Source organism: Bradyrhizobium jicamae (genome assembly GCF_018130695.1).
GTDB classification, from domain to species: Bacteria; Pseudomonadota; Alphaproteobacteria; order Rhizobiales; family Xanthobacteraceae; genus Bradyrhizobium; species Bradyrhizobium jicamae_B.
Genome location: NZ_JAFCJX010000035.1, coordinates 43,927 through 70,896 on the forward strand (window position 1 = coordinate 43,927; position 26,970 = coordinate 70,896).

At 63.8% G+C, this 26,970-nt stretch carries 21 protein-coding genes and 1 pseudogene; 6 read left to right on the plus strand and 16 right to left on the minus strand.

Features of this window, described 5'->3' with window-relative positions; all coding sequences use genetic code 11:
• The first annotated feature begins 70 nt into the window (after window positions 1-70).
• The gene (locus tag JQ604_RS35255; RefSeq protein ID WP_212365334.1) at window positions 71-1,651 is read left to right on the plus strand and encodes a winged helix-turn-helix domain-containing tetratricopeptide repeat protein; all 1,581 of its coding nucleotides are present in this window, start codon (window positions 71-73) and stop codon (window positions 1,649-1,651) included.
• A 72-nt stretch (window positions 1,652-1,723) separates the two neighbouring features.
• Here JQ604_RS35255 and JQ604_RS35260 read toward each other — a convergent pair whose 3' ends face one another.
• From JQ604_RS35260 to JQ604_RS35270, 3 genes are all read right to left on the minus strand, one after another.
• On the minus strand, window positions 1,724-2,296 hold the full coding sequence (locus JQ604_RS35260) for a hypothetical protein (RefSeq protein WP_212365335.1): 573 nt from the start codon (window positions 2,294-2,296) through the stop codon (window positions 1,724-1,726).
• Window positions 2,297-2,528: 232 nt separating this feature from the next.
• Window positions 2,529-3,689, minus strand: a complete 1,161-nt coding sequence (locus tag JQ604_RS35265) for an acyl-CoA desaturase (RefSeq protein WP_212365379.1) — start codon at window positions 3,687-3,689, stop codon at window positions 2,529-2,531.
• 314 nt (window positions 3,690-4,003) lie between these two features.
• Window positions 4,004-4,396: a winged helix-turn-helix transcriptional regulator gene (locus tag JQ604_RS35270; RefSeq protein WP_212365336.1), complete on the minus strand. Its 393-nt coding sequence runs from the start codon at window positions 4,394-4,396 to the stop codon at window positions 4,004-4,006.
• 122 nt (window positions 4,397-4,518) lie between these two features.
• Here JQ604_RS35270 and JQ604_RS35275 point away from each other — a divergent pair, with 122 nt between their 5' ends.
• Window positions 4,519-5,394 carry an SDR family NAD(P)-dependent oxidoreductase gene (locus JQ604_RS35275; protein ID WP_212365337.1) on the plus strand — a complete coding sequence of 292 codons (876 nt, stop codon included), beginning with the start codon at window positions 4,519-4,521 and terminating at the stop codon, window positions 5,392-5,394.
• 347 nt (window positions 5,395-5,741) lie between these two features.
• Here the strand turns inward: JQ604_RS35275 and JQ604_RS35280 are convergent, their stop codons facing one another.
• From JQ604_RS35280 to JQ604_RS35300, 5 genes are all read right to left on the minus strand, one after another.
• Window positions 5,742-6,548 carry a CarD family transcriptional regulator gene (locus JQ604_RS35280; RefSeq protein ID WP_212365338.1) on the minus strand — a complete coding sequence of 269 codons (807 nt, stop codon included), beginning with the start codon at window positions 6,546-6,548 and terminating at the stop codon, window positions 5,742-5,744.
• 413 nt (window positions 6,549-6,961) lie between these two features.
• A complete protein-coding gene (gene fdxA / locus JQ604_RS35285; RefSeq protein ID WP_212365339.1) occupies window positions 6,962-7,300 on the minus strand; it encodes a ferredoxin FdxA in 339 nt (112 codons plus the stop codon).
• Window positions 7,301-7,407: 107 nt separating this feature from the next.
• Window positions 7,408-7,677 (minus strand): RNA-binding S4 domain-containing protein, encoded by a 270-nt coding sequence (locus JQ604_RS35290; RefSeq protein ID WP_212365340.1) that lies wholly within the window; start codon window positions 7,675-7,677, stop codon window positions 7,408-7,410.
• Window positions 7,678-7,744: 67 nt separating this feature from the next.
• The gene (locus JQ604_RS35295; RefSeq protein ID WP_212365341.1) at window positions 7,745-11,164 is read right to left on the minus strand and encodes a helicase-related protein; all 3,420 of its coding nucleotides are present in this window, start codon (window positions 11,162-11,164) and stop codon (window positions 7,745-7,747) included.
• 459 nt (window positions 11,165-11,623) lie between these two features.
• Window positions 11,624-12,448 (minus strand): DUF3108 domain-containing protein, encoded by an 825-nt coding sequence (locus tag JQ604_RS35300; RefSeq protein WP_212365342.1) that lies wholly within the window; start codon window positions 12,446-12,448, stop codon window positions 11,624-11,626.
• A 347-nt stretch (window positions 12,449-12,795) separates the two neighbouring features.
• On the opposite strand from JQ604_RS35300, the gene rpmB reads away from it, so the two are divergent.
• On the plus strand, window positions 12,796-13,104 hold the full coding sequence (rpmB, locus tag JQ604_RS35305; RefSeq protein ID WP_212365343.1) for a 50S ribosomal protein L28: 309 nt from the start codon (window positions 12,796-12,798) through the stop codon (window positions 13,102-13,104).
• A gap of 100 nt (window positions 13,105-13,204) precedes the next feature.
• On the opposite strand, the gene JQ604_RS35310 is transcribed toward rpmB, so the two are convergent.
• The 4 genes from JQ604_RS35310 to JQ604_RS35325 all read right to left on the minus strand — a co-directional run bounded on the left by JQ604_RS35310 (window position 13,205) and on the right by JQ604_RS35325 (window position 15,825).
• Window positions 13,205-13,924, minus strand: coding sequence for a hypothetical protein (locus tag JQ604_RS35310; protein ID WP_212365344.1), 720 nt, complete (start codon window positions 13,922-13,924; stop codon window positions 13,205-13,207).
• A complete protein-coding gene (locus JQ604_RS35315; RefSeq protein WP_212365345.1) occupies window positions 13,924-14,442 on the minus strand; it encodes a hypothetical protein in 519 nt (172 codons plus the stop codon). The genes JQ604_RS35310 and JQ604_RS35315 overlap by 1 nt, the downstream gene beginning before the upstream one ends.
• 3 nt (window positions 14,443-14,445) lie before the next feature.
• The gene (locus JQ604_RS35320; protein WP_212365346.1) at window positions 14,446-15,303 is read right to left on the minus strand and encodes a ParA family protein; all 858 of its coding nucleotides are present in this window, start codon (window positions 15,301-15,303) and stop codon (window positions 14,446-14,448) included.
• A 96-nt stretch (window positions 15,304-15,399) separates the two neighbouring features.
• Complete coding sequence (locus JQ604_RS35325; protein ID WP_212365347.1) at window positions 15,400-15,825, minus strand: hypothetical protein; 426 nt, start codon at window positions 15,823-15,825, stop codon at window positions 15,400-15,402.
• Between the two features lie 127 nt (window positions 15,826-15,952).
• Here JQ604_RS35325 and JQ604_RS35330 point away from each other — a divergent pair.
• Window positions 15,953-16,574, plus strand: a pseudogene (locus tag JQ604_RS35330) (SOS response-associated peptidase family protein).
• Between the two features lie 156 nt (window positions 16,575-16,730).
• On the plus strand, window positions 16,731-16,943 hold the full coding sequence (locus JQ604_RS35335) for a hypothetical protein (protein WP_212365348.1): 213 nt from the start codon (window positions 16,731-16,733) through the stop codon (window positions 16,941-16,943).
• Between the two features lie 219 nt (window positions 16,944-17,162).
• Here JQ604_RS35335 and JQ604_RS35340 read toward each other — a convergent pair whose 3' ends face one another.
• Together JQ604_RS35340 and JQ604_RS35345 are read right to left on the minus strand one after the other, a co-directional pair.
• A complete protein-coding gene (locus JQ604_RS35340; protein ID WP_212365349.1) occupies window positions 17,163-18,257 on the minus strand; it encodes a hypothetical protein in 1,095 nt (364 codons plus the stop codon).
• Between the two features lie 260 nt (window positions 18,258-18,517).
• Window positions 18,518-20,680 (minus strand): RDD family protein, encoded by a 2,163-nt coding sequence (locus JQ604_RS35345; RefSeq protein ID WP_212365350.1) that lies wholly within the window; start codon window positions 20,678-20,680, stop codon window positions 18,518-18,520.
• Between the two features lie 1,209 nt (window positions 20,681-21,889).
• Here JQ604_RS35345 and JQ604_RS35350 point away from each other — a divergent pair.
• Window positions 21,890-22,108 carry a hypothetical protein gene (locus JQ604_RS35350; RefSeq protein WP_212365351.1) on the plus strand — a complete coding sequence of 73 codons (219 nt, stop codon included), beginning with the start codon at window positions 21,890-21,892 and terminating at the stop codon, window positions 22,106-22,108.
• Between the two features lie 197 nt (window positions 22,109-22,305).
• Here the strand turns inward: JQ604_RS35350 and JQ604_RS35355 are convergent, their stop codons facing one another.
• The gene (locus JQ604_RS35355; RefSeq protein WP_212365352.1) at window positions 22,306-23,268 is read right to left on the minus strand and encodes an alpha/beta hydrolase; all 963 of its coding nucleotides are present in this window, start codon (window positions 23,266-23,268) and stop codon (window positions 22,306-22,308) included.
• Between the two features lie 115 nt (window positions 23,269-23,383).
• On the minus strand, window positions 23,384-26,839 hold the full coding sequence (locus tag JQ604_RS35360) for an acyl-[ACP]--phospholipid O-acyltransferase (RefSeq protein ID WP_212365353.1): 3,456 nt from the start codon (window positions 26,837-26,839) through the stop codon (window positions 23,384-23,386).
• Window positions 26,840-26,970 lie beyond the last annotated feature (131 nt).

Here is a 26,970-nt window from a genome sequence, read left to right on the forward strand (position 1 = left end):
AGCGCCAAATCGAGTCCTGAATCCGATCGGAAAAAGTTGCAAAATTCGCTAAAAATGGTGTCTCTAGGCGATGGCGGCGATCTACGAGTTCGGTCCATTTCGTCTCGAGGCAGACGCTGACACGCTGTTTCGCGGAGCCGAGCCGGTTCCTCTTGGCGGGCGAGCGGTCGCGCTGCTTCGGTTGCTTCTGGACAAGGCGGGCAAGCCGGTTGCCAAGGACGCCTTGATGGAGGCGGCCTGGCCCAGGCTGGCGATCGAGGAAAGCAATCTAACCGTCCAGATGGCGGCACTGCGCCGGGCGTTTGCAGCTGTCGAAGGTGGTAGTAGCTGGATCGAGACGCTGCCGCGTCGTGGTTACCGTTATGTCGGCCCGCCGGCCACCCTGTCCGATGGCAGCCGACAGACATGGCTTCCGTCCGCGGCCTCCGACAAACCATCGATCGCCGTGCTGCCATTCCTGAACTTGAGCGGCGATCCCGCGCAGGACTACTTCTCCGACGGGATCACGGAAGACATCATTACGGAATTGTCGCGTTTCCGGTCGCTCTTCGTCGTGGCCCGCCATTCCAGCTTCGTCTACCGGGCCAGGTCGTTCGACATCCGAGAGGTCGGCCACCAACTCGGCGTCCGATATGTCGCGGAAGGGAGCGCGCGCAGGATCGGAAAGCGGGTGCGGGTGACCGTCAAGCTCCTGGATGCCGCGAGCGGTTTCACTCTTTGGACGGAGCGCTACGACGGCGAGATCGAAGACATCTTCGCGATCCAGGACGAAATCGTGGGCAAGGTGGTTTCGGCACTGCCCGGCCGACTTGAGGACGCAGGCCGCGAGATCGCGAGAGGCAAACAGACCTCGAACATCACGGCCTACGATCTCGTCCTGTTGGGGAATGAGAAATGGCGTCAATTAACCGTCAGGAGCATGGAGGAGGCGCGCGGCTACTTCAAGAAAGCCATCGGGCTCGATCCGGCGTATGCTCGCGCTCACGCCAATGCAGCCTGGACGGTGGTCTGCGCCGCGTTTCTGGAGTCACCTGCCGCCCCTCCGCTGGATGAGGCTCGTCGCGAGATCGAGATCGCCCTCGATCTGGATGAGCACGACGCCTGGTCACACAGCATCTTCGCGCAGCTTCTTTTCCTGCAACATCGTGATCAAGAGGCCGACACTCATTTCAAACGCGCTCTGGCGCTCAATCCGAACGACGCCGATGTCGCCGCCGCTTTTGCAAATATTCTCACCTACTGGGGGCACTGGCAGGAAGCGCTGACATGGATCAAATCGGCCAAACGGCTGAACCCGTTTCCTCCCAACATCTACCATTGGTATCACGCGTTGGCGCTTTATTCGGCTCGCGAATACGAACAGGCGATCAAGGTTTTCAAGGAAGCGCGATCGGGCGACCGCTGGTCGCACGCGCTCCTTGCGGCGTGCTACGCGCAAACCGATCGACCGACAGAGGCAAGTGTCGAGGCGCGCGTATTCATTCGAGAGAGATGTCTGGAATTGAGCGAGAATGGCGAAGCCCTGCCCTCAAATACGCTCGAACTCGCTTGGATGCGCGCCAATAGGTATAGAGACCCCCTCGACCGGGATCATTTCCTCGACGGATTGCGCAAGGCCGGCCTAACTGATGGACTTTCCAGCCTAGCATAGCGAACCTTTCTCTTCGCCAGATTTCATTGCGCTCACCCGAGCAACACAGGATTGAAAGGGATCGCGCCTTGTCTACTTCTTTTCCTCGCCCCGCGACATCACCGTGATGTCGACACCCTGCTGGTCGAAGCGCGTAATGATCTCGAAGCGGCAATGTTTGCCCGCGTTGCATGCCGTGCGCCATGTCGTCAGGTCGCTGTAGCTATCGGCGACGGCAAAGATATCGTTTGGCTTCGATACCAGCGTTGCCTGGAGATAGTAGGACACACGCGCCGGAAGCTGGGCGGCCATGTCGAGAGCAAGTTGCGCAGCGCCGTTGGGATAATCCTGGGCCCAGCGCCGCTTCCAGCTGACGCTGCAGGCGCCGTCGGGAAGCTTTGCGGTCGGCAGCATGAGATCGATGATCGGATAGCCGCCGGCGATGTCGCTGTCCTCGTCGCCGGTCTTCGACAGGATGGCGGTATCCGGAAACGAGCCGTCCTCCTTGCCCCACATGTGCACGGCGCGGGTGACCACGCGATAGCCGTCGGGAACGAGTTGCGCCGGCAGCGCTGATGTCAGGGGCTCGGCGAGGCACGCCGCGCGAAACGCCGTCATCACATTGACGAGGCCGCGCAGGTCGGCGGCGTTTTCAAACCTGAACACGATGCGCTCGGCCGCTGAGGCCTGGAGCGTCGTGCAGCACAGAAAAAGGCAGGATGGAAGGACGCGGGAAATGAGGCGGGCCATGTCTGTGAAAGCTGCTTTGCGCATTGCCTTCATCAGTGCCTGCAGCCCTGCTCCCGGTTCACCGCAAAGCGCCACGCGAGATGCAAACAAAAGCCCGGTCTTGCGACCGGGCTTTTCGTTTTTCAGGCCGTCTCGACCGCGATCTTCCTCACTTTACATCGGGATGCCCCGGGGCAAATCCCATGTTCGCCTGGGACCTTGCATGCGCGGGGGCGACCTGAGGCGGAATGACCAGAAGAAGGCTGACCGATTCGATCAGCAGCTCATGGGCACGGTCGACGATATCGTCCAGGGATATCGTCTTGGCGAACATGCGCTGGGCTTCGGCCAACAGCTGCTCACGCGTTGGCATGCTCGGCAGGTGCAAATCGGTGGGATGCCGCAGCAGATGCAGCGCGTCGCGAACCGACAGCCCGGTTTCATGGAGCGATGATGTGATCGCCAGCGCGATGGACTCAGAATTGAACCGGGCAGCGAGCTGCGCGGCCGTCCGGCTGATCACGCGCGATCCCAACTGCTGCTCATTGCGGAGGACCTGCCTTGGCGGCTTCTTCAAATCCCAGACTAGTCCGAGCCAGGACAGGGCCACGAGAACATAATAGGTCACATCGATCTCCCACCAGCGGAAGCCTTGCCGGGCGCTGCTTTGGTAGGCGTGATGATTGTTGTGCCAACCCTCGCCCATCGTCAGCAGCGCCAGCAGCCAGTTGTTGCGGGAGTCATCACCCGTCACATAGCGCTTGCGGCCGTGCACATGCGCAAGCGAGTTGATGCAGAACGTCGCGTGGTACACCAGCACGGTGCTCCAGAGGAAACCGACCACGAGCCCTGACCATCCGGCAATCAGCCAGCACAGACCCGCGACCACGACCGCCGGCAAGACCTCGAATTTGTGCAGCCACATCAGCTCGGGATACGACGCGAAGTCCGAAACCTTCACCAGATCGGTCGCATCGTGCTGCCGATAGAAGATCCAGCCGAGGTGGCTGTACACAAAACCCTTGTGCCGGGGAGAATGCACATCCTGCTCGGTATCCGAATGAAGATGGTGGTGTCGATGTTTCGCAGCCCACCAGAGCACACTTTTCTGGGCGCTGCTCTGGGCCAGGAATGCGAGGATGAACTGGAAGATGCGGCCTGTTGCGTAGGCGCGATGCGAGAAGTACCGATGATAGCCCGCACCGATCGCAAACATCCGCAACCAGTAGAGGACGACGCAGATGGCGATCGCCGGCCCTGAGATGCCCGTCCAGAACGCCGCGATGCAGCCTGCATGGACCAGGAGGAATGGCAGGACCTGCGGGTACATGATGTCGTCGTGTTCCTGAGCAGGAACGGTATCGGTGGACACTCTGGCAACCTCAATCGCTTGAATGCGCGCGCCACCCACCAGCAGACCGGACATGCGCTGGTCTTTGGCAAGCATTGCGCGCGGGGGACAAGAAGAACCCCGCGGCCGGGTACACCAGTCGCGGGGTCGCGAAACCAGAGGCTTTGCCAGTACATTCGTGGTCAAAGCAGCATGGCGTCGATTACGGCAGAGTATGGAACTACCCTCGTGGCCACGGCAAGCCAATTCGAGGTCCGGAGGGTGCGTCAGTCAGGCGCGCCGTGTCCGCCTCGTTAGGCGTCAGATCGCCGGCGCGCGGCGCGGATCTCCTCGCGGTGCTCGCGCGCCCATTTCGACAGCGCGCGAACTGGGTCGGTCAAGGTGAGGCCGAGAGGCGTCAGTTGATATTCGACGCTGGGCGGGACGGTGGGGAAAACCGTCCGCTTCACCAGGCCATCGCGTTCCAGCAGTCGCAGGGTCAGGGTCAGCATGCGCTGTGAGATCCCACCAACGCCGCGGCGCAATTCGTTGAACCGTCGAGGCCCTTCGCTCAGCAACCCGATCACCTGCAAGCTCCACTTGTCGCCAATGCGGTTCAGCACCTCACGGATCTCGAGGCATTCGTCGCCGGGGGGCGGGTGGGCAGGTGACAAAAATGTGCCTCCTTCTGGCGCCGCGAGCGGCATGATAGCCGGTGGTTCCGATAAGTAACCAGAGCGGAAACCGGAACCAACCTAGCACGCGCGTCGCCTGAGGTCAGGCGCGTGGCGACGGCCGTCGGTGTGGTCCCGCGGCAGGGAGATCAGAGATGAGCGATCAGGCTGGCAAGGCGGTCCTGGTGACCGGCGCAAGCCGGGGCCTGGGCCGCGGCGTGGCCCGTCAGTTCGGGCGATTGGGCGCGACCGTCTACGTCACCAGCCGCGCTTCGAGCGCGGTCCTGCTCGCCGAAACTGCGGCCGAAGTCACTGCGGGCGGCGGCAAGGGCGTCGCAGTCCCGATGGACCAGCATGACCCGACCGCCGTGGAGGCCCTGTTCCGGCGTATCCGGGAGGAGACTGGCAAGCTCGACATTCTCGTCAACAACGCCGCGGCGGTCGCTCCCGAACTGGCCAGGCCCGGCGCCTTTTGGGAGAAGCCGCTGGCCGTCGGCGACATCATCGAGGTCGGCCTGCACACCAACTACATGGCCGCCTATTTCGCCGCGCCCTTGATGGTCGAGTGCCGGCAGGGGCTGATCGCCAACATCTCGTTCTATGGCGCCGTCACTTATTTTCATGGCCCCGCCTATGGCGCGGCCAAAGCCGGCACTGACAAGATGAGTTTCGACATGGCGCTGGAGTTGCGCGCGCACGACGTAGCCTGCATCTCGCTCTGGCCCGGCTTCGTCTACTCCGACGAGCTCGCAAAATTTGCCGAAACGCTCCCGAAGGACAGGCTCCCGCCGACGCTCGCCGCGGCCCTGCCTCAGTTCGAACGGCCAGAGTTCACCGCCCTTGTGCTCAACGCTCTGCACGACGACCCGAAGCTGATGGAGCTCTCCGGCCAAGCCTTGATCGGCGCGGAGCTGGGCCAGCGCTATGGCCTGCGGGACATCGACGGCAAGCAGCCCGCGGCCTACCGCGAGACCATGGGCGCGCCGCTCACCTTCCTGCCGCCCGATCCCAAACGTCCGATGGGCGCCTGATCCCGCCTGCCGCTTCCTTGGCGGCCCAGGATCCACAGGCCGACGGGGCAAGTCCCCGCGAGGTGAATAGCGACCGCTTTCAACCCCCTCGGACCTTCAGACGAAATTCTTCGTCGAAGTCGTTCAAGGGGGGCCACCGTCATCGTTATGCGAAGTTCGCAAATTCAGCGACGGACCGACACGCGACGTTGCGATCGGCGGAAGGCGGCACTCACCGGAGGGTTAGGCGTGACCAGGTGGTTCAGCGATTGCTCGGCAGGCGAAGCACAGAGCCAAGGCAAAAACGCCCGCCCAAACAAAAAGCCCGGTCTTGCGACCGGGCTTTTATCTCAATCCGTCGAACCCTTTCAGGCGGCTTCGTCGGCCGCGACGGCATCGTCGCCGTCGGAGTCGAGATCATCGCCCTCGGCATCGCCTTCCGCGTCACCCTCGGCCTCGGCCTTGGCGCCGCGGCGCGGGCTCTTGGCGAGCTGGCTCTCGATTTCCTTGACCGCTTCGGTCTCGGTCGAGTGCTGCACCACCGCGATCTCGCGGGACAGGCGGTCGAGCGCTGCTTCATACAGCTGGCGCTCGGAGTAGGACTGCTCGGGCTGCGATTCCGAACGGTAGAGGTCGCGGACCACTTCGGCGATCGCGACGATGTCGCCCGAATTGATCTTCGCTTCGTATTCCTGGGCGCGGCGCGACCACATGGTGCGCTTGACGCGAGCGCGGCCCTTCAGGGTTTCCAGCGCCTTCTTGACCAGCGCGGGATCCGACAGCTTGCGCATGCCGACATTGGCGACCTTCGCCGTCGGAACGCGCAGGGTCATCTTGTCCTTCATGAAATTGATCACGAAGAGCTCGAGCTTGGCGCCCGCGATCTCCTGCTCCTCGATCGCCAGGATCTGGCCGACGCCGTGGGCCGGATAGACCACGAATTCGTTGGCCTTGAAGCCCTGACGCTGGGTCACGACCTTCTTCTCTTCCGGGCGGGCCGGCGCGGCCGGCTTCGCAGCAGCCTTGGGCGGAGCGACGGCGGCAGCCGGCTTCACGGGAGCAGCGGCCTTCGGGGCAGCCGGCTTGGCAGCCGCGGCGGCGGTTTTCGGGGCAACTTTCGCGGCAGTCTTCGGAGCTGTCGCTTTCGCGGCAGTTTTCGCGGTCTTTTCTGGCATCACGCTTCTTTTCTTAGAGGACTTTGCGGCCGCAGCCTTTTTGGCGTCCTTCACCGACGCCTTGGCACGGCCCTTGGTTGCGCTGCGAGAAACGACAGCGGCTTTTTTTGTCGACGTCTTGGAAGCACTCTTTTTACGCGTTTTCTGTGACACAGCCTGCGCGCGGAAACTGCCACGCCCCTGTTCGATGTTTTGCGAAAACCTACGGGGCCAAAGTTACGCATGGCCAGGTTCTGGCTTTAATGTGCCATATATAGCACATTTTCCGCAAAAATCAATGATTTACGCCTGATTCCGGACCTTTCCAGAGACCTTTCGGTCATATGTCCGTCATTAGGGTTAAATCGGCAGGCATTTCAGGGCCGGGACGGGCTTGAAACCGTCCGCGAAGGGCCCTCAGGGCGAGCGGCGAATCAGTCGCCGCTGCCGGGATTCGGAGAAAAATATTTCTCGAACTTGCCTTCCTTGCCCTCCCACTCCTTGGCGTCTTCGGGAGAGTCCTTCTTCTGGGTGATGTTCGGCCAGCTCTTGGCGTACTGGGTGTTCACTTCGAGCCACTTCTCCAGGCCGGGCTCAGTGTCCGGCTTGATGGCATCCGCCGGGCATTCCGGCTCGCACACGCCGCAATCGATGCATTCGTCGGGGTGGATGACCAGCATGTTCTCGCCCTCGTAGAAGCAATCGACGGGGCAGACCTCTACGCAGTCGGTGTATTTGCACTTGATGCAGGCTTCAGTGACGACGTAGGTCATCCAGAACTCCGAAACGGTCACAATTTTTCTGGGGTTGCGTAGCGCAGGAATACCGCAGCCGCAAGGGAAGCGAGACCCGAAAAATGCAAGGCCCGTGCCCTAGATAGCTACTCCTTGCCGGCTTGCAAATCCTCATAGAGCACGCGGGCTGAAGCGGCATCGCCACGCCGCTCGGCAAAGCCTGTTACCTTCATCACGCGCACGCTGTTGTCGAGCGCAACAGTGACGACGTCGCCGAGCTTGACGCCATGGCCCGGCGATTTCTCGCGCGTGCCGTTGATGCGGACGTGACCGCTCTCGACCAGTTCAGCAGCACTGGTGCGGGCCTTCACCACCCGCGCGTGCCACAGCCATTTGTCGAGGCGCTGTCGGTCCAAGTTGTCTCTTTAGTTGACGCGTTTTCTTGACGCGAACCGGTACCCACTTCGCTCGAAAACGCTACGTCTATTCCTTCCGCCCGGCGAGCTGTTCCTTGAGCGCCGCGAGCTTGGCGAATGGCGAGTTCGGATCGATCGGCCGGTCGCGCTCGCGTGGGGCGCTGGAGGCGTAGGGGCGATGCGACGGGCCGCCCTCGCGCTTGTCGCGATCGCCCTTGCCGCGGAAATCGCGGCCGCCACGGTCGCGCTCGCCGCGATCCTTGCGTTCGCCGCGATCGCCGCCGAACTTGTTGTCGCGACGGCGCTCATTGTCGCGATCGCGTCCCTTGCCCTCGAAACGCTCGCGGCGCTGGCCGCGATCCTCACGCTGCGGTGCGCCCTCGGCGGGTGCGGCAGAAGCTTCCGCCGGCGCACCCTCGCGGGCTTTACGGAAATCCTGGTGGCGACGCGGCCGGCGATGATGCTCGCGCTTCTCGCCGCCCTCACCGCCCTCGGCCGGAGCAGCAGCCTGTGCACCTTCGGCAGGCTTGCCGTGATGGCGCGGGCGGTTGCGATCGTGATGACGCTGCGGACGGCGCTCTTCCGAGCGGCCGCCGGGACGCCAGACTTCGACGAGCTGCGGCTCGGCGGGCGCTGCAGCCTCAGTGGGCGCAGCTTCAGCGGCAACAGCTTCTGCGCTGGCGGTCTCAGCAGGGGCTTCAGCGGCGGCCTCTGCTGGCGCTTCAGCAGGGGTTTCAGGTGCGGCCTCGGCAGCAGGCTCCGGCGCGGCTTCTGCCGCAGGCTCCGGCTGCATCTCGACGATGACGGGCGTCTCTTCGCTGGCGGCGGGCGTGAAGCCGACATCGGGCAGCAGCGCTGACGACGGTGCGGGATCACCGGAGACCGGAATCTCGGCGGCGGCTTCTGCAGCGGATGGTGCTTCCAGCGCGGCTTCAACAGCGTGCGCATCGGTGGCTTCCGCACTCGCCTCGACCGGCGGTGCATCGGCGGAGACAGTCTCCGTCACGACAGGCGCGGCCTCGACCGGCTTCGGCGGCAAGGGCGGGCGGCGGTCCATACGGTAGCCGAGCGCGCGCAGGATCGAGGCAAAATCCTCGCCGGCCGAACCGGTGAGCGAGGTCATCGCCTGCGTCACCACAAAGCCGCGGCCGTCGAAGGCGCCGGCGGGCTTGTCGCCTGGCGAGGTCTCGCGCCAGGCCAGCGCCGGGCGGATCAGATCGGCGAGCCGTTCCAGGATGTCGACGCGCACCGCGCGCTCGCCGCACTGGCGGTAGCCGAGCACGCGGTAGGCATCGCGCGGCAGGGTCTTGTCGACCGGGAACGAGGTGCGGCCCGATGACGCGAGGTGCTGCGCATTCGACAGCGCAGTCATGTCAACGTTGTCCTGCTTCTCCGCCCAGAGCAGCGAAGCCAGCGAGCGCGCCGCGGGCTTCAACAGCTGCGGAAAGTAGATGTGATAGGCGCCGAAGCGCACGCCATACTTGCGCAAGGTGGCGCGCGAGGGCTGGTCGAGATCCTTCATCTCGGCCTGGATCCTGGTGCGCTCAAGCACGCCGAGCGCTTCGACCAGCTGGAATGCGATGCCCCGCGCAATGCCCTGCAGATCCTCGGCCTTGGCGAGCTCGAACAGCGGGCCGAGCAACTTCTCGATATGCGTTTTGAGCCAGAGGTCGAGGCGGGTCTGCACGGCTTCGCGCGAGGCGCCGGTGAGGCGCTCGTCGGAGATGATGCGTAAGCGCGGATGCAGGGCATCCTCGGCGGCGACGAGCTTGGCCACCGCGTCGCCGGTCCAGCGGATGGTGCCGTCGGAGGTCAGCACGAACTGGTCGTCCGGTGCTGCGCCCAATTTCTCGGCACGTGTATCGATCTCTTTCGCCAGCACTGCTTGCGCCGCCGCCTGCAGCGCTTTCGCGTCACTGCCGGCTTCCGCCGCATCTGGTGCAAAGGTGAAACCATCGAGCCGGCCGATCACATGGCCTTCCACGATCACTTCGCCGGTCTTGCCGATTTCCGTATTCAAAACTGAGTTCTCCCGCAGGCGGCGCATCAATACACTGGTCCGCCTGTCAACGAAACGCTCCGTGAGCCGTTCATGCAGCGCATCGGATAATTTATTTTCGAGGTCGCGCGTGATTCCCTGCCAATGATCCGGGTCGGACAGCCAGTCCGGCCGGTTGGCGACGAAGGTCCAGGTGCGGATCTGCGCGATCCGCCCCGACAGCGTATCGATATCGCCGTCGGTGCGATCAGCCTGGTCGACCTGGGCGGCAAACCATGCGTCCGGGATACGCCCCTTTTGCATCAGGAAGCCGTACAGCGTGGTCACAAGCTCGGCATGGGCCGCCGGTGAAAGCTTTCGATAGTCCGGGATCTGGCAGGCCTCCCAGAGGCGCTCCACCTGGGCCGCGCCATGCGCCATGTCGCGCACATCGGCGTCGCGCGCGACGTGATCCAGCACACGCAGATCTTCCGCGATCGGCGCGCGCGTCAGCCCCTCGTAGCCGGGCGACAGCGCCAGCGAGACCTGCAACGCACCGAGCGAGGAGAAGTCGAGCTTCGAATTCCGCCACTGCAGCATTTTCACGCTGTCGAAGGTGTGGTTCTGCAGCGCATTGACGAGCTCGGGCTCGAACGGCGCACAGCGGCCTGTCGTCCCGAAGGTGCCGTTGCGCGTGGCGCGCCCGGCGCGGCCGGCGATCTGCGCGAATTCGGCCGGCGTCAGCCTGCGGAACTGATAGCCGTCGTATTTGCGGTCGGAGGCGAAGGCGACGTGATCGACGTCGAGATTGAGGCCCATGCCGACGGCGTCGGTGGCGACGAGATAATCGACATCGCCGTTCTGGAACATCGCCACTTGTGCGTTACGCGTGCGCGGCGACAGCGATCCCAGCACGACGGCCGCGCCGCCATGCTGGCGGCGGATCAGCTCGGCGATCGCATAGACTTCATCGGCCGAAAACGCGACGATCGCAGTGCGCCGCGGTTGCCGCGTGATCTTGCGGTCGCCGGCGAATTCGAGTTGCGACAGCCGCGGCCGCGTGATCATCGAGGCGCCCGGCAGCAGCCGCTCGATGATCGGACGCATCGTCGCGGCGCCCAGCAGCAGCGTCTCATCACGGCCGCGGCGATTGAGGATGCGGTCGGTGAAGACATGCCCGCGCTCCAGATCCGCCGCGATCTGGATTTCGTCGACCGCGAGGAACGAGACGTCGAGATCCCTGGGCATCGCCTCGACGGTCGAGACCCAGAAGCGCGGCGCCTTCGGCTTGATCTTCTCCTCGCCGGTGATCAGGGCTACGCTCTCGACCCCCGTGCGATCGACGATCTTGTTGTAGACCTCGCGCGCCAAGAGCCGCAGCGGCAGGCCGATGATGCCGGACGAATGCCCAAGCATCCGCTCGATCGCCAGATGCGTCTTGCCGGTGTTGGTCGGGCCGAGAACGGCAGTGACGCCAGCGCCCGGCGCGCGGTCAGTTGAAAAAGGCATGTTTTGCAGGTGTTTTTGACGTCGCGGAGGTCTGTTGCTGTTTCATAATGCGACGCAGATTGCCGCGTTCGGTAAGCTTCGGAACGAGTCTAGAACGAATCGCGGCCGAATCGCTGACTCCATTCCATGTCCATTTCGTTCACCGCAACATCTCGCGTAGGGTCAAATGCGGCGGCACTAGATCAAGTTTGCGAGGGCTGCACAAGCGACGGATATAGGTGCGATTTCCTTAAAGTCCCGCGAGGGCGGAGTCGAATCAGAAGCAGGCAAGAGTCAACCGGATTCCTCTGCCGCCGCGATCCGGGTTTCACCTCGCCCCGCTTGCGGGGAGAGGTCGGCGCGAAGCGCCGGGTGAGGGGGACTCTCCGCGAGCACGGTGCGTGGAGAGCCCCCCTCACCCGGCTCGCATCTCACGATGCGATCCGGCCTCTCCCCGCAAGCGGGGCGAGGCTACGTGAGCTACTGCGTCTTCGCCACCCGGGGCGGCGCGGCTGTGGTCACAAAACTGGTCGCCTCCAGCATGGCCTGGCCGAATGGGGTCGGAATCGTCATGCGGAACGGCACCAGGATGCGGGTTCCGGCGATCGGCACGAAGGCGATCTCGATATTGCGCTGCTGGGCCAGGTACTTCACCACCGGGCGATCCGGGATGTAGCCGGCGATCGGCGTGAAATAGACCGCGCAGACCAGCGCCGGGCCGTGATAGCCGCGCTCGGCCTTGACGGTCTCGACCCGCTTGAAATCGAGCTTGAGGTCGTAGCGCATGCGGCCGTCGAACACGCCGGCGCCGGTGCGGCAGGAATCCGGGCTCATCAGCTCGGCATTGCCGGGCACGCGCAGCATCGAGCCGGTCATCGGATCGTAGACGCCCTTGCGATGCGCCTCGGTGACCGGGATGCGGTCGGCATCGACCGGCGGCTCCGGCTCGATCGCATAATCCTTGATATTTCCGCCCGCGAGCACCATGCGGATGGTCTCGCCCTTCTTGGCGGTGGTGGTGGTCGCGGTGTAGCTCGTTGCCACCAGCGCGCCGTTGACGACCCGGCCCTGCGAGGCACCCGTGCCGGTGCCGCCGGAAAACGCTTTCAGCAGCCCGGCCGTCCCCCCTTGGGCGGACGCCGAGAACACGTCATCTCCGATTTCGATGGTCCAGGAGCCCTTGCCGACCGGAATTCCGGCCAGCGAAGCCTCATACTGCGCATCCAGCCGCCCCTGGGCTGCCGCCCCGCCGGGGGCGAGCCACAGCATCGCCCCGGCGCACAGCGCCGCGAGCCGCCCGATCATGGGCCAAAAGGCAATCCTGGTAGTCACGAAGCTGACGGTCCTGCTATTCCAGCGCGAGCGTCCTGGTCATTTAGGCAGCCAAACCGGCCGGACAACGCTCTTATTGTATGGGAACCCGTTCTGAGCGGGGAATACGCCCTTTATATGGTGCCTGACCGGGGCGTTAAGTGGCTGGAACGCCTTATGAACCGCGTTTTTCCGCACCCCGGCGCCCGCCATTAAACCTTGACGCTCCGCCCCATCCACCCTATACACCCGCGGTTCCTGGAAATGGACACGATTTACAACCCCCGCGCGGCGTGCGGCGCGCACGCTTTTGGCGGCGGGGATGGAAGAGGATTTGCAACATGTCTCGGCGCTGCGAACTGACGGCCAAGGGCCCCCTGACCGGCCACAAGGTGAGCCACTCCAACATCAAGACCAAGCGGCGCTTCCTGCCGAACCTGACCAACGTCACGTTCATCTCGGAAGCCCTCGGCCGCAACGTGCGCCTGCGCGTCTCGACCAATGCGCTGAAGAGCGTCGACCACAATGGCGGCCTCGACGCCTATTTGATCAAGGCCAAGGCCGACGTCCTCTCGCCCCGCGCGCTGGATCTCAAGCGCGCCATCGAGAAGAAGGTCGGCAAGCCGGCGCCGGTGAAGAAGGCGAGCTGAGTTAGCTGCAGCGCGACAAGCGCGGAGAGAGTTTTGAACGGCCGGGTCGAAGGACCCGGCCGTTTTTGTTTGGGCAAGACCGACTAGCACGCGTGCAAAGTCACTCGTGCTCACGCCAAATACGCCTCGCCAATGAAGGCATCGAACGTAAGATGATCTTCTTGTCTTCGCTCTGGAAGCGCTCCATCTGCGCACGGTGAAGCATTGCCAAGACGAAGTTCGTTGCCTCAGCTGTTTTGACGAGCGCGTTGGCCAACTTTACTGCGGTCGCTTCGTCATACGTTAGCCGACCGAGCGCAGTCTTCATTTCAAGGTCTCTAACAGTGCGCCCGTGAACTCCCGCAGACAGTTCGCTGTACAAACTGCTCACGTTGTTGAACACCGAGTACTGATCCCCGATCTCGAAAAAAGTCGGGTGAGCCTTCCCGTATTCGATCAGAGCATCGATGGTCATAAACCACTTTGCCTCACGGTTCATCCTGTGAAATTCGATTGGATGATCCAAGAAATACAAATGCCTTAGGACGTTCTCCAAAATTCCCCGTGTTAGCAGAGTTGCGGGCTTTCCAAATCCCATCAACACCTGAGGCAAGACTTGAAGCGCGTCGGACGCTATCTCTTCAACGAAGACACTTCCATGTGGCGGAAGCCCCTTCAAGCGAAAGCGCCACAGGATCAAGCTGTAGGTTGAACTGTGAATTCGTCGTGCAGTTTGGACGACTGTTGCATGCGGGCTCTTTGCAACAACGCCTTTCCCCTGGAGAAACGAAAGCACCGAGGCAAAATCGCTCGCAATGCTGGGAATTGGCTTGTTTGCCATTAAAGCTCGATGCCCTTGATGATGCGCTCCCACTTAGAGAAGAAGCTGCGGCGCTCCGATGCTTTCGCGGGCCGGTCTAACTGACCGAAGGCTTCGCGCATCGAAACCTCCAGTTTGTCGCGCGTACCGCTTTGCTCAAGATATTCGATTATTCTCGCGGCAATATCGCCTCTAGACATCTTGTCCCAACGGTACGCCCTCATATGCGGAACAACTCGCGATGCAAATTCCGCAAGATCGAGATTTGTTGGAAAGAACTTTTTGTCACGTAACAGATCGAATAGGTGCATCTGTTCGAGACCACGACTTTTCCGAGGCCCGATCTTCGAAGACGAGACATTAGTCTCCGAGTTTTCAACGAGGCGAAGATAGGCTTCTACAATTGGGACAAACGAATGAGCCTCGTAGGAAGCCAGATTACGAAACTCCCACAAGTCCTGCCTTGAGTAGCCGGCCGCCACCGAAACGACTTTTCGTACGAAAGTCAGCCATGCTTTGTGCGACTTCTCTGGAGCCAACGACTAGCCTCCGGTCCGATTTAGAAATTCTTGGGCAATCCCCACCATCTGCAGCTTAATCTTTTGAGGAGTCTTGCGAAACAGAAAAGCAGGCGAATGCGCCGTTACGGACTCAGCGACGTCTGTTGATAGACTGAGCCAATCTGCAAAGACTGCCCCTTTCCGATTTCTTCTGAGATCGTCCATTAATTCCTTCATCGCTCGCGGTGCTGGGTTTCTTACCATGGTGAACACGAGTCCGACCTGTTCAATTTTCATACCCGCATCGTCGGTAAATTCAGAGATGTAACGCTCGAGCAGCGGAAGACCGATTACGGATAAAGGGTCCGGCCTTATCGGCACGATATACTTGTCGCTGGCGAGTATTGCCGCCTGCGTGAAAAATGAAATCGTGGGCGGACAGTCGATAATTACGTAGTCATAGCCCTTTGCCTTCTCGTGCAGATACGCCTTCAACTTATTCTCAGTTTGTCTCGATGAGTGTTCGAGCTCAACCAAGGCTAGAGTCGAAGGCAGCAAGTCGAGTTTCCCGCGACCCGTACCTCGGTCAAATATCTTTAGTGTGCAGTCGTGGAGCGGCATCTTGCTCTTGTTTATTGGCTTTGCCGTCCCCACGACCGTATTGATTGGCCCTGGCTTCTTCGGAATGAAAATATCGCGAAGTGTACCTTTCTTTGGATCATTCAAATGAGCCAAGTAGACCTTATCCTCCAAGAGATAGGTCGTCGCATTGAATTGAGGATCTCCGTCGACTAGCAGGACTTTTTTGTGATGCTCGAATCCAAGAGCGTACGCGATGTTCACCGCCAACGTCGTCTTGGCCACACCACCCTTCATATTCATGAACGAAACGATTTGCATGGAAGTCTCCAAGTAAGGAAATGCACATCCTAAAGGAGCATCTCGGCTTAATCTACGCGTTATGCGTGCTTTTCCTCGCTTTCATGCCTATTGCCCTCACCTCTCCTCCGTCGGATGCACCCATTTGTACGGCGTGATCTGCTGGTGCTCGGTCAGCTTGATCATGCGCGTCGGCGGAGCGTAGCGGCGGGTGCGGCAGTTGCGGCATTTCAGCGACGCCTCCAGCTTCCAGATCTCGGTGTCACGCGGGCGGCGGATGTCGGATAGCGGCAGGCTCGCGCGGGTCTTGCAGCGGCTGCACTCGACTTCGAGGAAGCGATAGCCGCCGTTGATGCATTGCCCGATGGTTGGTGACGGCTGCGCCGGGCCGCCATAGCCTTCCATCCGCACCGACCAGGCTTCGGCTTCCGCGGCGTCCGCAATGCTGATCGCGAGCTTCGCATCGCGCCGCGCCTGCTCGGCGCGCATGTTGGCGCCCATGATGCGGCTGCCCCAGATCACCTCGCGCGACTTCGTGCTCATGGCGGAGCATTACAGCGGCTCTTGAAGCCACTCGCAACGCCACTAGAATTAGAGGGTACGCAAGACCTCACACAACACGGCTTGGTCAATGTGCAATCTGTATTCGATCACCACGAATTAGGAGGCGATCCAGCGGCTGTTCCGCGTGGTCAATCGCTACGTCGGCAATCTGCCGCCGATGACCGGCGTGTTCCCGGATTTTCCGGCGCCGGTGATCCGCGGCAACGGTGACGCGCGCGAGATGGTGCTGATGCGCTGGGGCATGCCGCCGCCGCCGCGCACCGGCGGGCCGCCGGTCACCAACATCCGCAACACCTCCTCGCCGCACTGGCGCGGCTGGCTGAAGGAGGAGCACCGCTGCCTGGTGCCGCTGAACAGCTTTGCCGAATACGCGCCGGAGCCGAACCCGGCAACGAAGAAGGACGTCGTCTGGTTCGCACTGAACGACGACCGTCCGCTCTGCGCCTTCGCCGGCATCTGGACCGAGTTCAGGGGCGATCGAGGCACCAAGTCGAAGCCGATCCCCGGGGCCGCATCTGGTCTACGGCTTCCTCACCACGGTGCCGAATGCGGTGGTCGGGCCGATCCACGAGAAGGCGATGCCCGTCATCCTCACCACTGATGAGGAGCACGACGTGTGGCTGCGCGCGCCGTGGAGCGAAGCCAAGGCGCTGCAGCGGCCGCTTGATGATGACGCGCTGAAAATCGTGATGCGCGGCGAGGACAAGGAAGACAAGGTCGCGGCGTGAGGCGTTCGCGGTTGAGTTCCTTCATTGGGTATTCCCGATGTCTGAGGTCACGAGGCCGTGCGCAGGGTTCCTTCGTGACTTCGATCACTGCGGCCGAATGACACGCCTTGCATGATGGCGCCGGTGACATCAGTCATCGCTCACATTGGAGGCAACATGACGGAAGCAATCATCGATATGGACGATGCGGCGCTCGACAGCTTCAGTGGCGGCTGGAAGAACGACTATCACTATTGTTCGCTGGGCTCGACCGAAGGCGGCGGCGAAGGGCTCTATCCCTATGGCGTCGGTTGCCGGACCGGGACCAACGCCGAAGTCTATGCCGCGTTCTTCAACGGCTTCCATTCGACCTGCGGCTGCCCTCCGTAGGCGGAAGGCGCGGCTCTGCTTCGCCTCTCCCGCTTGCGGGGGAGGCCGACGCGCATCGATAGATGCGTGGCGGGTGGGGGTCGTGCCGCATTGAGAGTCCCACTGCGGAGATACCCCCATCCCAACCTTCTCAGCGCGAGCTTTGCTCGTCGCGGCCCGCAAGCGGGAGAAGGGGCCGACTGCCGATGCGGCTTGAGTTGAGTCGATCTCGTTGTGCCGCTAATCCGCCGCCGCCGCGCGCAGCATGCCGCGCGGCTTCACCTCGGCCGGCGCCACGTCATCAGCCTTCTCCGCCTGCGCCTCCGCCGGCTCCGGCTTCCCCCGCAGGATCTCCGTCACCACCTTCTCGCGCAGCAGCTCCTCGGGCGCGGGATACCACATCTCGTCGGGCATCGCGTCGTTGGTCCGTTTGGCGAATTCCCTGCTGAGGCCGAGCCGCACCAGCCGGTCCTCCTCCTCGGCCATGATCGCCTCGCTGGAGACGCCGCCGTTGCTCGGCCGGTGGAAGCCGATCCTGGCATCGCCGAACAGATAGCGCTCGCGGCCGCCGAGCAGCACGGTCGGACAGGCCGAGACGCACTTTCCCGCCACCACCGTCGACAGCCCGCGCGCCTTGATCACATGGGCCATCTTCTCGGCTTCCGTGATACGGCCGCCATTGGATTCGAGCTGCACCGTCGTCACATGGTCCATCGCGGCCAGGCGCGCCTCGAGCTCCTCGGCGACGCCGAACTTGATGCCGCCCTCGAACACCAGCGTCGTGCCATTGCCGGTCTCGGAGAAGGTGTGCGGGCCGATCTCGGGATCATGAAGCATCATGTGATGCCACTCGACGAGCTTCGGCACGACCGACGTGGCGCTGACCCAGGCGCTCGGGCACGCGACCAGCAGCACGACGCATTTGGCAAGCCCGCCCCAGAACCGCTTGCCACCGCTGCGATAGCGCGTGGCGGAGCGCCAGACGCCGACGCATTGCCAGACCATGATGCTGACGAGGGCGGCGAAGATCGCGCTCAACGTCCAGAAGGTCGCGGTCACCTCCTCGATCAGCAGCGTGCCGAACGCGATGAGCGACGCCAGCAGCGCGATGACGCAGAGGATGCTGCCGAGGAAGCCGTTGACCCAGGTGGCAACCGGCAATCGGCATTCGCCGCGCCAGTGCCGCAGGACATAATTGCGCGACGGCCCGGGCGGTAGCGGCGGCGGCATCACCGGCAGCGGCGGCGGCAACACGGCGACGGACGCGGGCACCTCGGCCAGCCACGCCAGCGCGCCGTGCGCGTCGGAATTGGGGGAGAATTCGGCGTAGGACATGGGCGTATGGCGGCCTGAGATGGATCGGCGGCCGGGAATCGGCCGCACCCGGCAGTCGCGCCCGGCGGCGAGGTGGTTCAAGGGTGCCCTTGCCTCCCCCGCTTGCGGGGGAGGCCGACGCGCGCCAGCGCGGCGGGTGGGGGCTCTATCCACGTCGGGGATCCCAATGTGGAAGCACCCCCACCCCACCCTCCCCCGCAAGCGGGAGAGGGAGCCCATGAGCAGTGCGTGTGGCCACATTGACGAGAGCGCCCAGCTCCCTACTTCTGCGCGCCCGCCGTCGTGTTGGCGCTGCGTTTCGGCGGGGGCTGCTTGCTCAGGCGCTCGATCAATTCGGCGGGAATGCTGGCGCGTGGTGCCGATGTCGTGGCAGGCGTCGGCGGCATCGTGGCGACGGGTGCCGTCGTGGCCGGCGGCGCCTGCACCGGCAAGGTGGCAATCGGTTTCGGTGCGTCGGTCGACTTCGAGGGCTGCCACTGCGGCGCGACCGGCGGAGCCGTCGCAGGCGTCGCCCGCACCGGAACGTTGCCAATCGCTATCTGTCCGTCCGTTGGATTCGGCAGCATCTTCGGCTGCGACTTCGGATCGATGATCGCGGTCACCACATGCTCGCGCAGCAATTCCGCCTTGTCCGGATACCACATGCTGGTCGGTGCGGCCTGATTGGCGCGCTCCGCAAAGTCCTTGCTGAGGCCGAAGCGCTGCAGCCGTGACTCCTCCTGCGCGATCAGGAAGCCACGCTGAACGTCCGTCACGCCGACAAACGTCGGCTGATGGAAGCCGATCTTGGCGGTGGGCGCGATGGTGCGCTCCTTGCCGCCGAGGAGGACGATGGTGCAGGCGGAGAGGCATGCATTCGTCACCGAGGTGGACAGGCCGCGCGCCTTGATCAGGTCGGACATCTTCTGCGCCTCGAGGATGCGCCCGCCCTGCGAGTTCAGCAGCACGGTGGTCACGTGATCCATGCCGGCGAGTTGCTCCTCGAACTCCCTGGCGACGCCGAAGGTGATGCCGCCGTAAAACTCCAGCCGGTTGCCGTTGTCAGCGACGTGGAAGCTGTGCCTGCCGAGATAGGGATCGCCATGATAGGCATCGCGCAGCTGCGGCACGCCGTCGGCGACGAAGCGATAGCCGAGATTGAGCGCAGCAAGCACCATGAAGGCCTTGGCGACGCCGCCCCAGACATATTTCTCGCTCTGCCGGTAACGCGTCGCCGAGCGCCAGATGCCGACGATCTGCCAGATCGAGAACGCGATGGCCCAGAGCCAGACCGCGACGTTGGATGCAAACCACAGTTGCGCGCGGCCGAGGAGAACATGGGCCGCGAAATAGCCGCCCAGGCCGACCACGAACCCGACGCAGAAGCCGAGCACCATGCCGTTGACCCAAAAGGCAAACGGCAGCGAGCACTCGCCGCGCCAGTGCCGCATGAGATAATTTCGCGAGGGCGGCAGCGGCGGCGGCATCGCGATGGCGGGCGCACGCGCCGCGTCGTCCTCCATCGGCAGCGCCGGCGGGCCGGCGATCTCGGGCGGCAGCAGCGACGGCGCCGGCCCCATCGCCGGCATCGCCACGCCGTCGATATCGACGCGCAGCACGCGGATTCCGGCGAAGCGATCGTAGTACGTATCCCTGCGATAGATGATGGCGTTCAGCGCCAGGCCAAGCCCCGCCAGCAGGCACACCGTCGAACCGATCACGATGGGTTGAACCTGGTCGGGCGTGGGCACGAAGCCGAACAGGCCGGCCAGCGCCGGCGCATAGATGGGAAGGCACGGCATCGCCTGCAGCGCGTGGCGCCTCGCCGTGCGACCGGCGCGCGGCGGATCCTCACCGCTTGCCGTGAAGAGACGCACGCGGCACAGCCGGCGCCCCGGCGTGCCGCCACCGAGATCGAGCAGCAGGCGGAAGCCGAACAGCAGTGGAACGAACAGGATGTCGAGCCCGGTACCCTTGACCGGCTGGTCCGCCTCGTCCAGCGGCGCGATGATCTGGCGTATCGTCGTCACCACGCCGTGCTGCTCGCCATGCTGGATGGTGACGATCCGCGCCGCGGTCAGGCCAAACAGGCCTTGACGGCAGACCTTGACCGACGTCGGCGCGAAATCCGCCGGCACCTTGATGCCGTCCGGCACCTTGTCGAGCTTGGTGCAAGTGAGGAACGCCAGCCCGTCCTTGAACTGCACCCGTCCGTCCGTGATCGGATAGGCGACGAAGGCGAGCATCTGCAGCATCAGGCAGACGATGATGAGATCGACCGTCAACGCCAGCGCGCGCCGCCAGAAGCCGCCGCGCTCAAAATCGGTGCCGGCCGGAACATCCGAAAAAGGATCGACCAAGTGCAAACTGCCAAACGAACCGAGCGACAGGCCCTGCCCTGTCGTCACGGGGCCCATCGTGCCGGAGATCGGTTGCGGTGACAAGATGTCGCAACCGGTGTGCGTGATGGCGGGCCGAGATGCGCGGATTGGGCTTAATGAAGTGCGACAGGATCGCACTTAATGAAGTGTCTCTCTGCATGAAGTGTCTCTCTGCCGCGATCGATGTGAGGCGAGCACAACGCCACGGCTCCCTCCCCCCTTGTGGGGGAGGGTTGGGGGAGAGGGGTAAGCCCCGGGCGAGACTACCGACGGGGCCGCCGCTCGGGCAATCCTGCGATCGCGCATCGTCGTCAGGCCAATGGAGAGACCGCCCGTGCGGTACCCCTCTCCCCCAACCCTCCCCCACAAGGGGGGAGGGAGCCAAACATGGGTGCTCACCTCACGAATCCGCATGCTCGGAAAAACCGAATTCTTCAACACAATCAATGCCGAACCACCTGTCCAGTCCTCCACGCAAAAATAATTCTGTTTTCACGAACGAAATTTTCGTTTACAACTGCCCTCGTCTCACCCGATCGAGGGGCGCTGATCAACGTCACAGTGTTGCGGTGGGATGCGGTGGACGCGGAATGTGTGCGTGACGTCGTGCACAGGAGGCGGACGGCGAAATCGTGTGGGCCTGCCGCCCCGATGCAGGTGGCAAGCCGGCGAACAGGCTAACGCCTGTCGCTGACGATGGTGACACAAAAGCAGAGTCTCACCAGGGCGAGCACGTATAAGCCGTAAACCATCGCGCAGGGGAAGCCGGAGTGCCTCCGCTGACCTGTATGCTCGTGTGCACTTTTTTCCGTGTACACCGGCACATGAGACCGCGGGTGCAGCGTGCACCCGGCTTTCCCTGCGCCCTCCCTCAACGAAGAGCGCAACGATTTTGAGCACACTCGGGCGCTGCACGTCGCGAGGGCAATTTCGCATGCGTGGCCGCAGACGTGCCATGCGCTCGCGCAGTCGATGCGGGACACGTGCGAGCGTCGATCGATTCAAGAGCGCGGCGTTCACGAGATCGCGAGCGACGGTCACGACAGGATGAAACCTTAATGACGGCTGTGTGACGATTTCTAATTGTTTGTAAACAAACGAGGGGCTACACCCTGCCTCCCGATTCGACGAGGGCCCCTCGCGTTGCATCGACCGTGAACGAGATCACGGACCGCGCAACCAAATGTGAGGCCTAAGCGTCGCGGGACAGCGGGAAGAATCCACATCCGCTGACTATCTACTCTCCAGAAGGCCGCTATGAAGGAATTGAAAATGCAAGTTCGCGCACCCGAGACGCGCGGAAGATTCGTCCCCGTGCTGATCGCCGCAGCCGTTGCGGCATTGGCCACGGCTGCGTTGTTTCTGCTCGAGTTCACCCCGCCCCGCGAAGCCCGCGCCACCGCGCCGGGCATGACCACCGCCACCGCCGTCGAGCGCGCCGGCGCCACCGTGCTGCCGACCGACCCGAACACGGTGGGCCTGGTTCGCTGAGGGGATTGGCGGAGTCGATCGCACACATCATCCGCATCGGCACTGCGCCCCCTCGCCCCGCGCTTGCGGGGAGAGGGTTGGGGTGAGGGGCTCTCTCCGCGAGTTGTGATCTATCGATAGACCTGTACCCCCTCACCCGAAATTCGCTCACGCGAATTTCGACCTCTCCCCGCAAGCTGGGCGAGGTGAAGTGGCGCCTACACACCTTTATCCAACAACACCCTGAAATCGGCCCGCGCGCGTTGCGCCTCGGCGCGCGCGGCCTCCGAGGCATCACCGAGGCCGAAATAGCCGTGGATCAGGCCCTCGCCTGAGTGATAGGTCACCGGCACGCCGGCCGCCTGCAACGCTTTCGCATAAGCGTGGCCCTCGTCGCGCAGCGGATCGAACCAGGCGGTGGTGACCACCGCCGGCGCGACACCGGCGAGCGATTTCGCCCGCAGCGGCGAGACGCGCCAGTCGGTGCCATCAGCGCTGTCGGCGAGATAGTGACCGCAGAACCACTGCATCACCGCACGCGACAGGAAATAGCCGTCGGCATTCTCGGCGCGCGACGGAAACTTCGCATTTTCACTCGCGTCCGCAAAACTGCCGACCACGTCGGTGACGGGATAGACCAGCAATTGCCCGGCGAGCCTGATTCCGGCATCGCGGCAGGCGATTGCTGTGGTCGCTGCAAGATTGCCGCCCGCGGAATCGCCGGCGACGCCGACGCGGTTGAGATCGCCGCCGAACTCACCGATCCGCGCGATCACGTCGCGCGTCGCGGCATAGGCATCCTCGAATGCGCCGGGAAAGCGCGTCTCCGGCGGACGGCGATAATCGATGGAGATCACCACCGCGCCGGTCTCGATCACGAGGTTGCGCGCCTGCCGATCATGCGTCTCGAGATCGCCGGCCACCCACCCGCCGCCATGGAAGAACACGACGGTCGGCGCAGGTCCGCTGCCGTTGCGATAGAGGCGCGCGGCGAGCTTGCCGGCCGCGCCCTGCACCTCGATATCGAGGGCACTGTCGACCGGCGGCGGAGGGACCGCCTTGCGCGCCTCCGCCAGCGCCCGCAGCGAATCGCGCGCACTCTGCGGCGTCATCACGGTGGGATCGCGTAAGGGAAGCAGCGGAATGATTTTCTCAATGACGGGATCGAGCGGTAACGGCATGAGCGTCCTCAGTCGCGTGGCACCCGAGCAGCTTGTCTCAACATCGGACGTGGCGCAAAACAAAATGCCCGCCCCACGGCGTGGAGCGGGCATGTCGATGTGATGGGTCGTTCCGTCAGGCGACCTGCTGCGCCGCGTCGGGCTGCAGCGTCGGCGCAACCTCGGGCTCGACGGCCTCGGCTACCGGCGCGACCGCCAGTTCCCGAGCGAGCGCAGTGGCGCCGACATAGTCGGTCTTGCCGGTGCCCAGCAGCGGCACCTTGTCGACGACACGGATGTCGGCGGGCACCGCGAGCTCGGAGGCGCCGATGCTCTTGGCCTGGCGCTGCATCGCCGCGCGATCGGCGTCGCGCTGCGTGGTCAAGAGCACGATGCGCTCGCCCTTGCGCTGGTCGGGGATCGACACGGCGACCGACATGGCCTGCGGCCACAGCGCGGCCGCCATCGTCTCGACCGCCGACAGCGAGACCATCTCGCCGGCGATTTTCGCAAACCGCTTGGCGCGGCCCTTGATCGCGATGAAGCCCTGCGCATCGACGGTGACAATGTCGCCGGTGTCGTGCCAGCCCTCGGGTAGCCGCTCGAGCACGCCGGGATTCTCGGCACGGAGGTAACCGAGCATCACGTTCGGGCCCTTCACCGACAGGCGGCCGCCCTCCTCGATGCCGGGGACGGGATCGAGGCGGTATTCCATCAGCGGCGAGATGCGGCCGACGGTGCCCTGGCGGTTGGCCATCGGCGTGTTCATCGCCAGCACCGGCGCCGTCTCGGTGACGCCATAGCCTTCGAGGATGCGGATGCCGTAACGCTCCATGTAGACCGCGCGCGTGCGCTCTTTCACCGCCTCCGCACCCGCGATCACCAGCCGCAGCGTGCGGAAGTCATAGGCATGCGCCGAGCGCGCGTAGCCGGTGAGGAAGGTGTCGGTGCCGAACAGGATGGTCGAGCCGGTCTGGTAGATCAGCTCGGGCACGATCCGGTAATGCAGCGGCGACGGATACATGAAGATCGGGATGCCGCCGAGCAGGGGCATCATCATGCCGCCGGTGAGGCCGAACGAGTGGAACACCGGCAGGACGTTGAACACCTTGTCGTTGGCATTGGCATCGACCCGCGCCAGCGCCTGCGCGGCGTTGGCGAGGATGTTGCGGTGGGACAGCACGACACCCTTCGGCGTGCCCTCCGAGCCCGAGGTGAACAGGACCACCGCGGGATCGTTGGCGTTGCGGGCAACCCGCGGCGCGATGCCGGCGCGGAATCCCGCAAGCTTGTCGGCGAGGCCGATGCTCTCGCGGACGTCCTCGAGATAGACCACGCGCGCCTGCTCGGAGATCGCCGCGATCAGCTTGTCGAGCTTGCCCTTCTCAATGAAGGCCTTCGAGGTCAGCACGGTCCTGACCTGCGCCGCCTTCATCGCAGCGACCACATTGACCGGGCCGGCCGAGAAATTGAGCATCGCCGGCACGCGGCCGATGGTCTGCAGCGCCATGAACACGACGGCGACGCCGGCCGAGTTCGGCAGCAGCACGCCGACATTCTCAGCCACGGCGGTGCCCTGCTCCAGCTTGCGGCTCAAGACCTGCGCGCCGAGGATCAGCTTGCGATAGGTCAGCTTGGTGCCGAGGGCGTCCTCGATGATCGGCTTGCCCATGTCGCGGTCGCGATAGGCGTGGCCGAGACCCTCGAACAGCGTGTGATCGAGCATCGCGTTTTTCACCATGGCGTCGATCATGACGTCCTGCAGCGCGGCTCCAGCGGCGTTGCGGCGGGCCTTGCCGCGCAGCGCCTGGTCGACCGGCAGCTTGATCGGCGGCAGGATCGAGATCGTCACCTTGGGGAACCAGGAGCGCTTGATCTCGCCGTTTTTCAGGTAGCTCAGGTGCGAGCGCTGCGCGCCTTCGATGCGCACCGGCACGACCACGGCGTCGGCCTTGTCGGCGATCATCGCGGTGCCGTCATAGACCTTCATCAGCGAACCCGAGACGGTGATGCGGCCCTCCGGGAAGATCACCACGGGCTCGCCGGCTGCGACCAGCTTGATCAGGTCGCGCGCGGCCAGCGGCTTGGTCGGATCCATCGTGTAGTGCTTGATCATCTTCAGGAACGGCTTGGCCCACCACGCCTTGGCGATGCCGGTGTCGACCGCGAAGCTCGCGTCGATCGGCAGCGTGGCGTGCAGCAGCGGACCATCGACCAGGCTGACATGGTTGGGCGCGATCAGCATGCGGGTGCCTTCAGGCGGCAGATTCTCCATGCCGCGCACCTCGACGCGGAACAGCGCACGGAACAGCAGCGCTCCGAAATCGCGCACGCCCTCCTTGCCCCACTTGCTCAGCACGAACCACACCGTGCCGAAGCTCGCCACCGCAAGGCCAAAGAAGATCCAGGCGATCGCAAGGCCCGCGGCCTGCAGGCCAGCGACGATCAGCGCGCCGGCGACCATGAAGGCGGCCTGCAGGATGTTGCCGGCGGCGATGACGCGGGCGCGCTCGGAGGGCGCGGTCCAGGCCTGCACGGCGGCAAAGGACGGCACCACGAACAGGCCGCCGCCGAAGGCAAACACGAAGAAATCAGCGAGCATGCGGAAGCCATGCAGCGAGGTCGCGAACTGAACCGCGGTGACATCCTTGCCGAGCGTGGTGGTGCCGATCGCCCAGGCCAGATCGAGACCGACGATGCCCATCACGATGGCGCCGATCGGCACCAGCGCAAGGTTCGGACGCACGTGGCTGAGTTGCGCGGCAAACAGCGAACCGGCCGCGATGCCGATCGCGAATACCGCAAGGCACAGCGTGACGACGCCCTCGGTACCGCCGACACCCTCCTTGACCAGCGCCGGCAGCAGCGACAGCACGATCGCACCGACCATCCAGAACCAGGACACGATCACCATGCCGTCCCACAGCCGCGGCTCGGCATGGAGCGACTGCAGCAGGCGCACGGTCGAGGTCCAGGGATTCTTGGTGATGGGCAGCTCAGGCGCGGACGGCTGCGTCACCGGAATGCGCGACGCGAACGCCCAGGACAGCACGGACAGGCCGAACACGGCGGCGCAAATCCAGCCCATGTGGCTGGCGCCCGCGACGAACAGGCCACCGGCGATGGTGCCGATCAAGATCGCCATGAAGGTCGCGCCCTCGACCAGCGCGTTGCCGGTCGCAAGCTCCGAGACTGCGAGTTGATCCGGCAGCACGGCATATTTCACCGGCCCGAACAGCGCGGCGACCACGCCGAACAGGCCGAGCGCGACGAACAGCAGCGGGATCGAATGCATATAGAAGCCGGCGGCGGCAAAGATGGCCGCGAAGATCTCGAAGAATTTCAGGCGCCGCGCCACGACCGATTTGACGTATTTGTCGGCGAGCTCACCGCCGAGCGCCGACAGCACGAAGAACGGGAAGATGAAGACCGCGCCCGCGACCGTGACCAGCATCGGGCCCTGCCCGGTCGTCGCGCCGTACAGCAGCATGATCACCAGCGCGTTTTTCAGCACGTTGTCGTTCAGCGCCGAGCAGAACTGCGACCAGAACAGCGGCGCGAAGCGGCGTGACGACATCAGTTCCTTGATCATGACCGGTTCCTTGTGTTCGGGCGTTACCCACCCGAGGAGTCTGCAATGGGTCTGTCGGGGTGACGACGAGTGATGAGAAATGCGTGGACGCCGCAGCCTTTAGTCTTTGTCGTTGCGCATCGGTTCGATCC

Bases quoted from the DNA above. Each gene is read 5' to 3' on its own strand.
- JQ604_RS35255 (WP_212365334.1), top strand. From the start codon at position 71: ATGGCGGCGATCTACGAGTTCGGTCCATTTCGTCTCGAGGCAGACGCT.
- JQ604_RS35265 (WP_212365379.1), bottom strand. From the start codon at position 3,689: ATGTACCCGCAGGTCCTGCCATTCCTCCTGGTCCATGCAGGCTGCATC.
- JQ604_RS35270 (WP_212365336.1), bottom strand. From the start codon at position 4,396: ATGCCGCTCGCGGCGCCAGAAGGAGGCACATTTTTGTCACCTGCCCAC.
- JQ604_RS35275 (WP_212365337.1), top strand. From the start codon at position 4,519: ATGAGCGATCAGGCTGGCAAGGCGGTCCTGGTGACCGGCGCAAGCCGG.
- JQ604_RS35280 (WP_212365338.1), bottom strand. From the start codon at position 6,548: ATGCCAGAAAAGACCGCGAAAACTGCCGCGAAAGCGACAGCTCCGAAG.
- fdxA (WP_212365339.1), bottom strand. From the start codon at position 7,300: ATGACCTACGTCGTCACTGAAGCCTGCATCAAGTGCAAATACACCGAC.
- JQ604_RS35295 (WP_212365341.1), bottom strand. From the start codon at position 11,164: ATGCCTTTTTCAACTGACCGCGCGCCGGGCGCTGGCGTCACTGCCGTT.
- JQ604_RS35300 (WP_212365342.1), bottom strand. From the start codon at position 12,448: ATGATCGGGCGGCTCGCGGCGCTGTGCGCCGGGGCGATGCTGTGGCTC.
- rpmB (WP_212365343.1), top strand. From the start codon at position 12,796: ATGTCTCGGCGCTGCGAACTGACGGCCAAGGGCCCCCTGACCGGCCAC.
- JQ604_RS35310 (WP_212365344.1), bottom strand. From the start codon at position 13,924: ATGGCAAACAAGCCAATTCCCAGCATTGCGAGCGATTTTGCCTCGGTG.
- JQ604_RS35320 (WP_212365346.1), bottom strand. From the start codon at position 15,303: ATGCAAATCGTTTCGTTCATGAATATGAAGGGTGGTGTGGCCAAGACG.
- JQ604_RS35325 (WP_212365347.1), bottom strand. From the start codon at position 15,825: ATGAGCACGAAGTCGCGCGAGGTGATCTGGGGCAGCCGCATCATGGGC.
- JQ604_RS35335 (WP_212365348.1), top strand. From the start codon at position 16,731: ATGACGGAAGCAATCATCGATATGGACGATGCGGCGCTCGACAGCTTC.
- JQ604_RS35340 (WP_212365349.1), bottom strand. From the start codon at position 18,257: ATGTCCTACGCCGAATTCTCCCCCAATTCCGACGCGCACGGCGCGCTG.
- JQ604_RS35350 (WP_212365351.1), top strand. From the start codon at position 21,890: ATGCAAGTTCGCGCACCCGAGACGCGCGGAAGATTCGTCCCCGTGCTG.
- JQ604_RS35355 (WP_212365352.1), bottom strand. From the start codon at position 23,268: ATGCCGTTACCGCTCGATCCCGTCATTGAGAAAATCATTCCGCTGCTT.
- JQ604_RS35360 (WP_212365353.1), bottom strand. From the start codon at position 26,839: ATGATCAAGGAACTGATGTCGTCACGCCGCTTCGCGCCGCTGTTCTGG.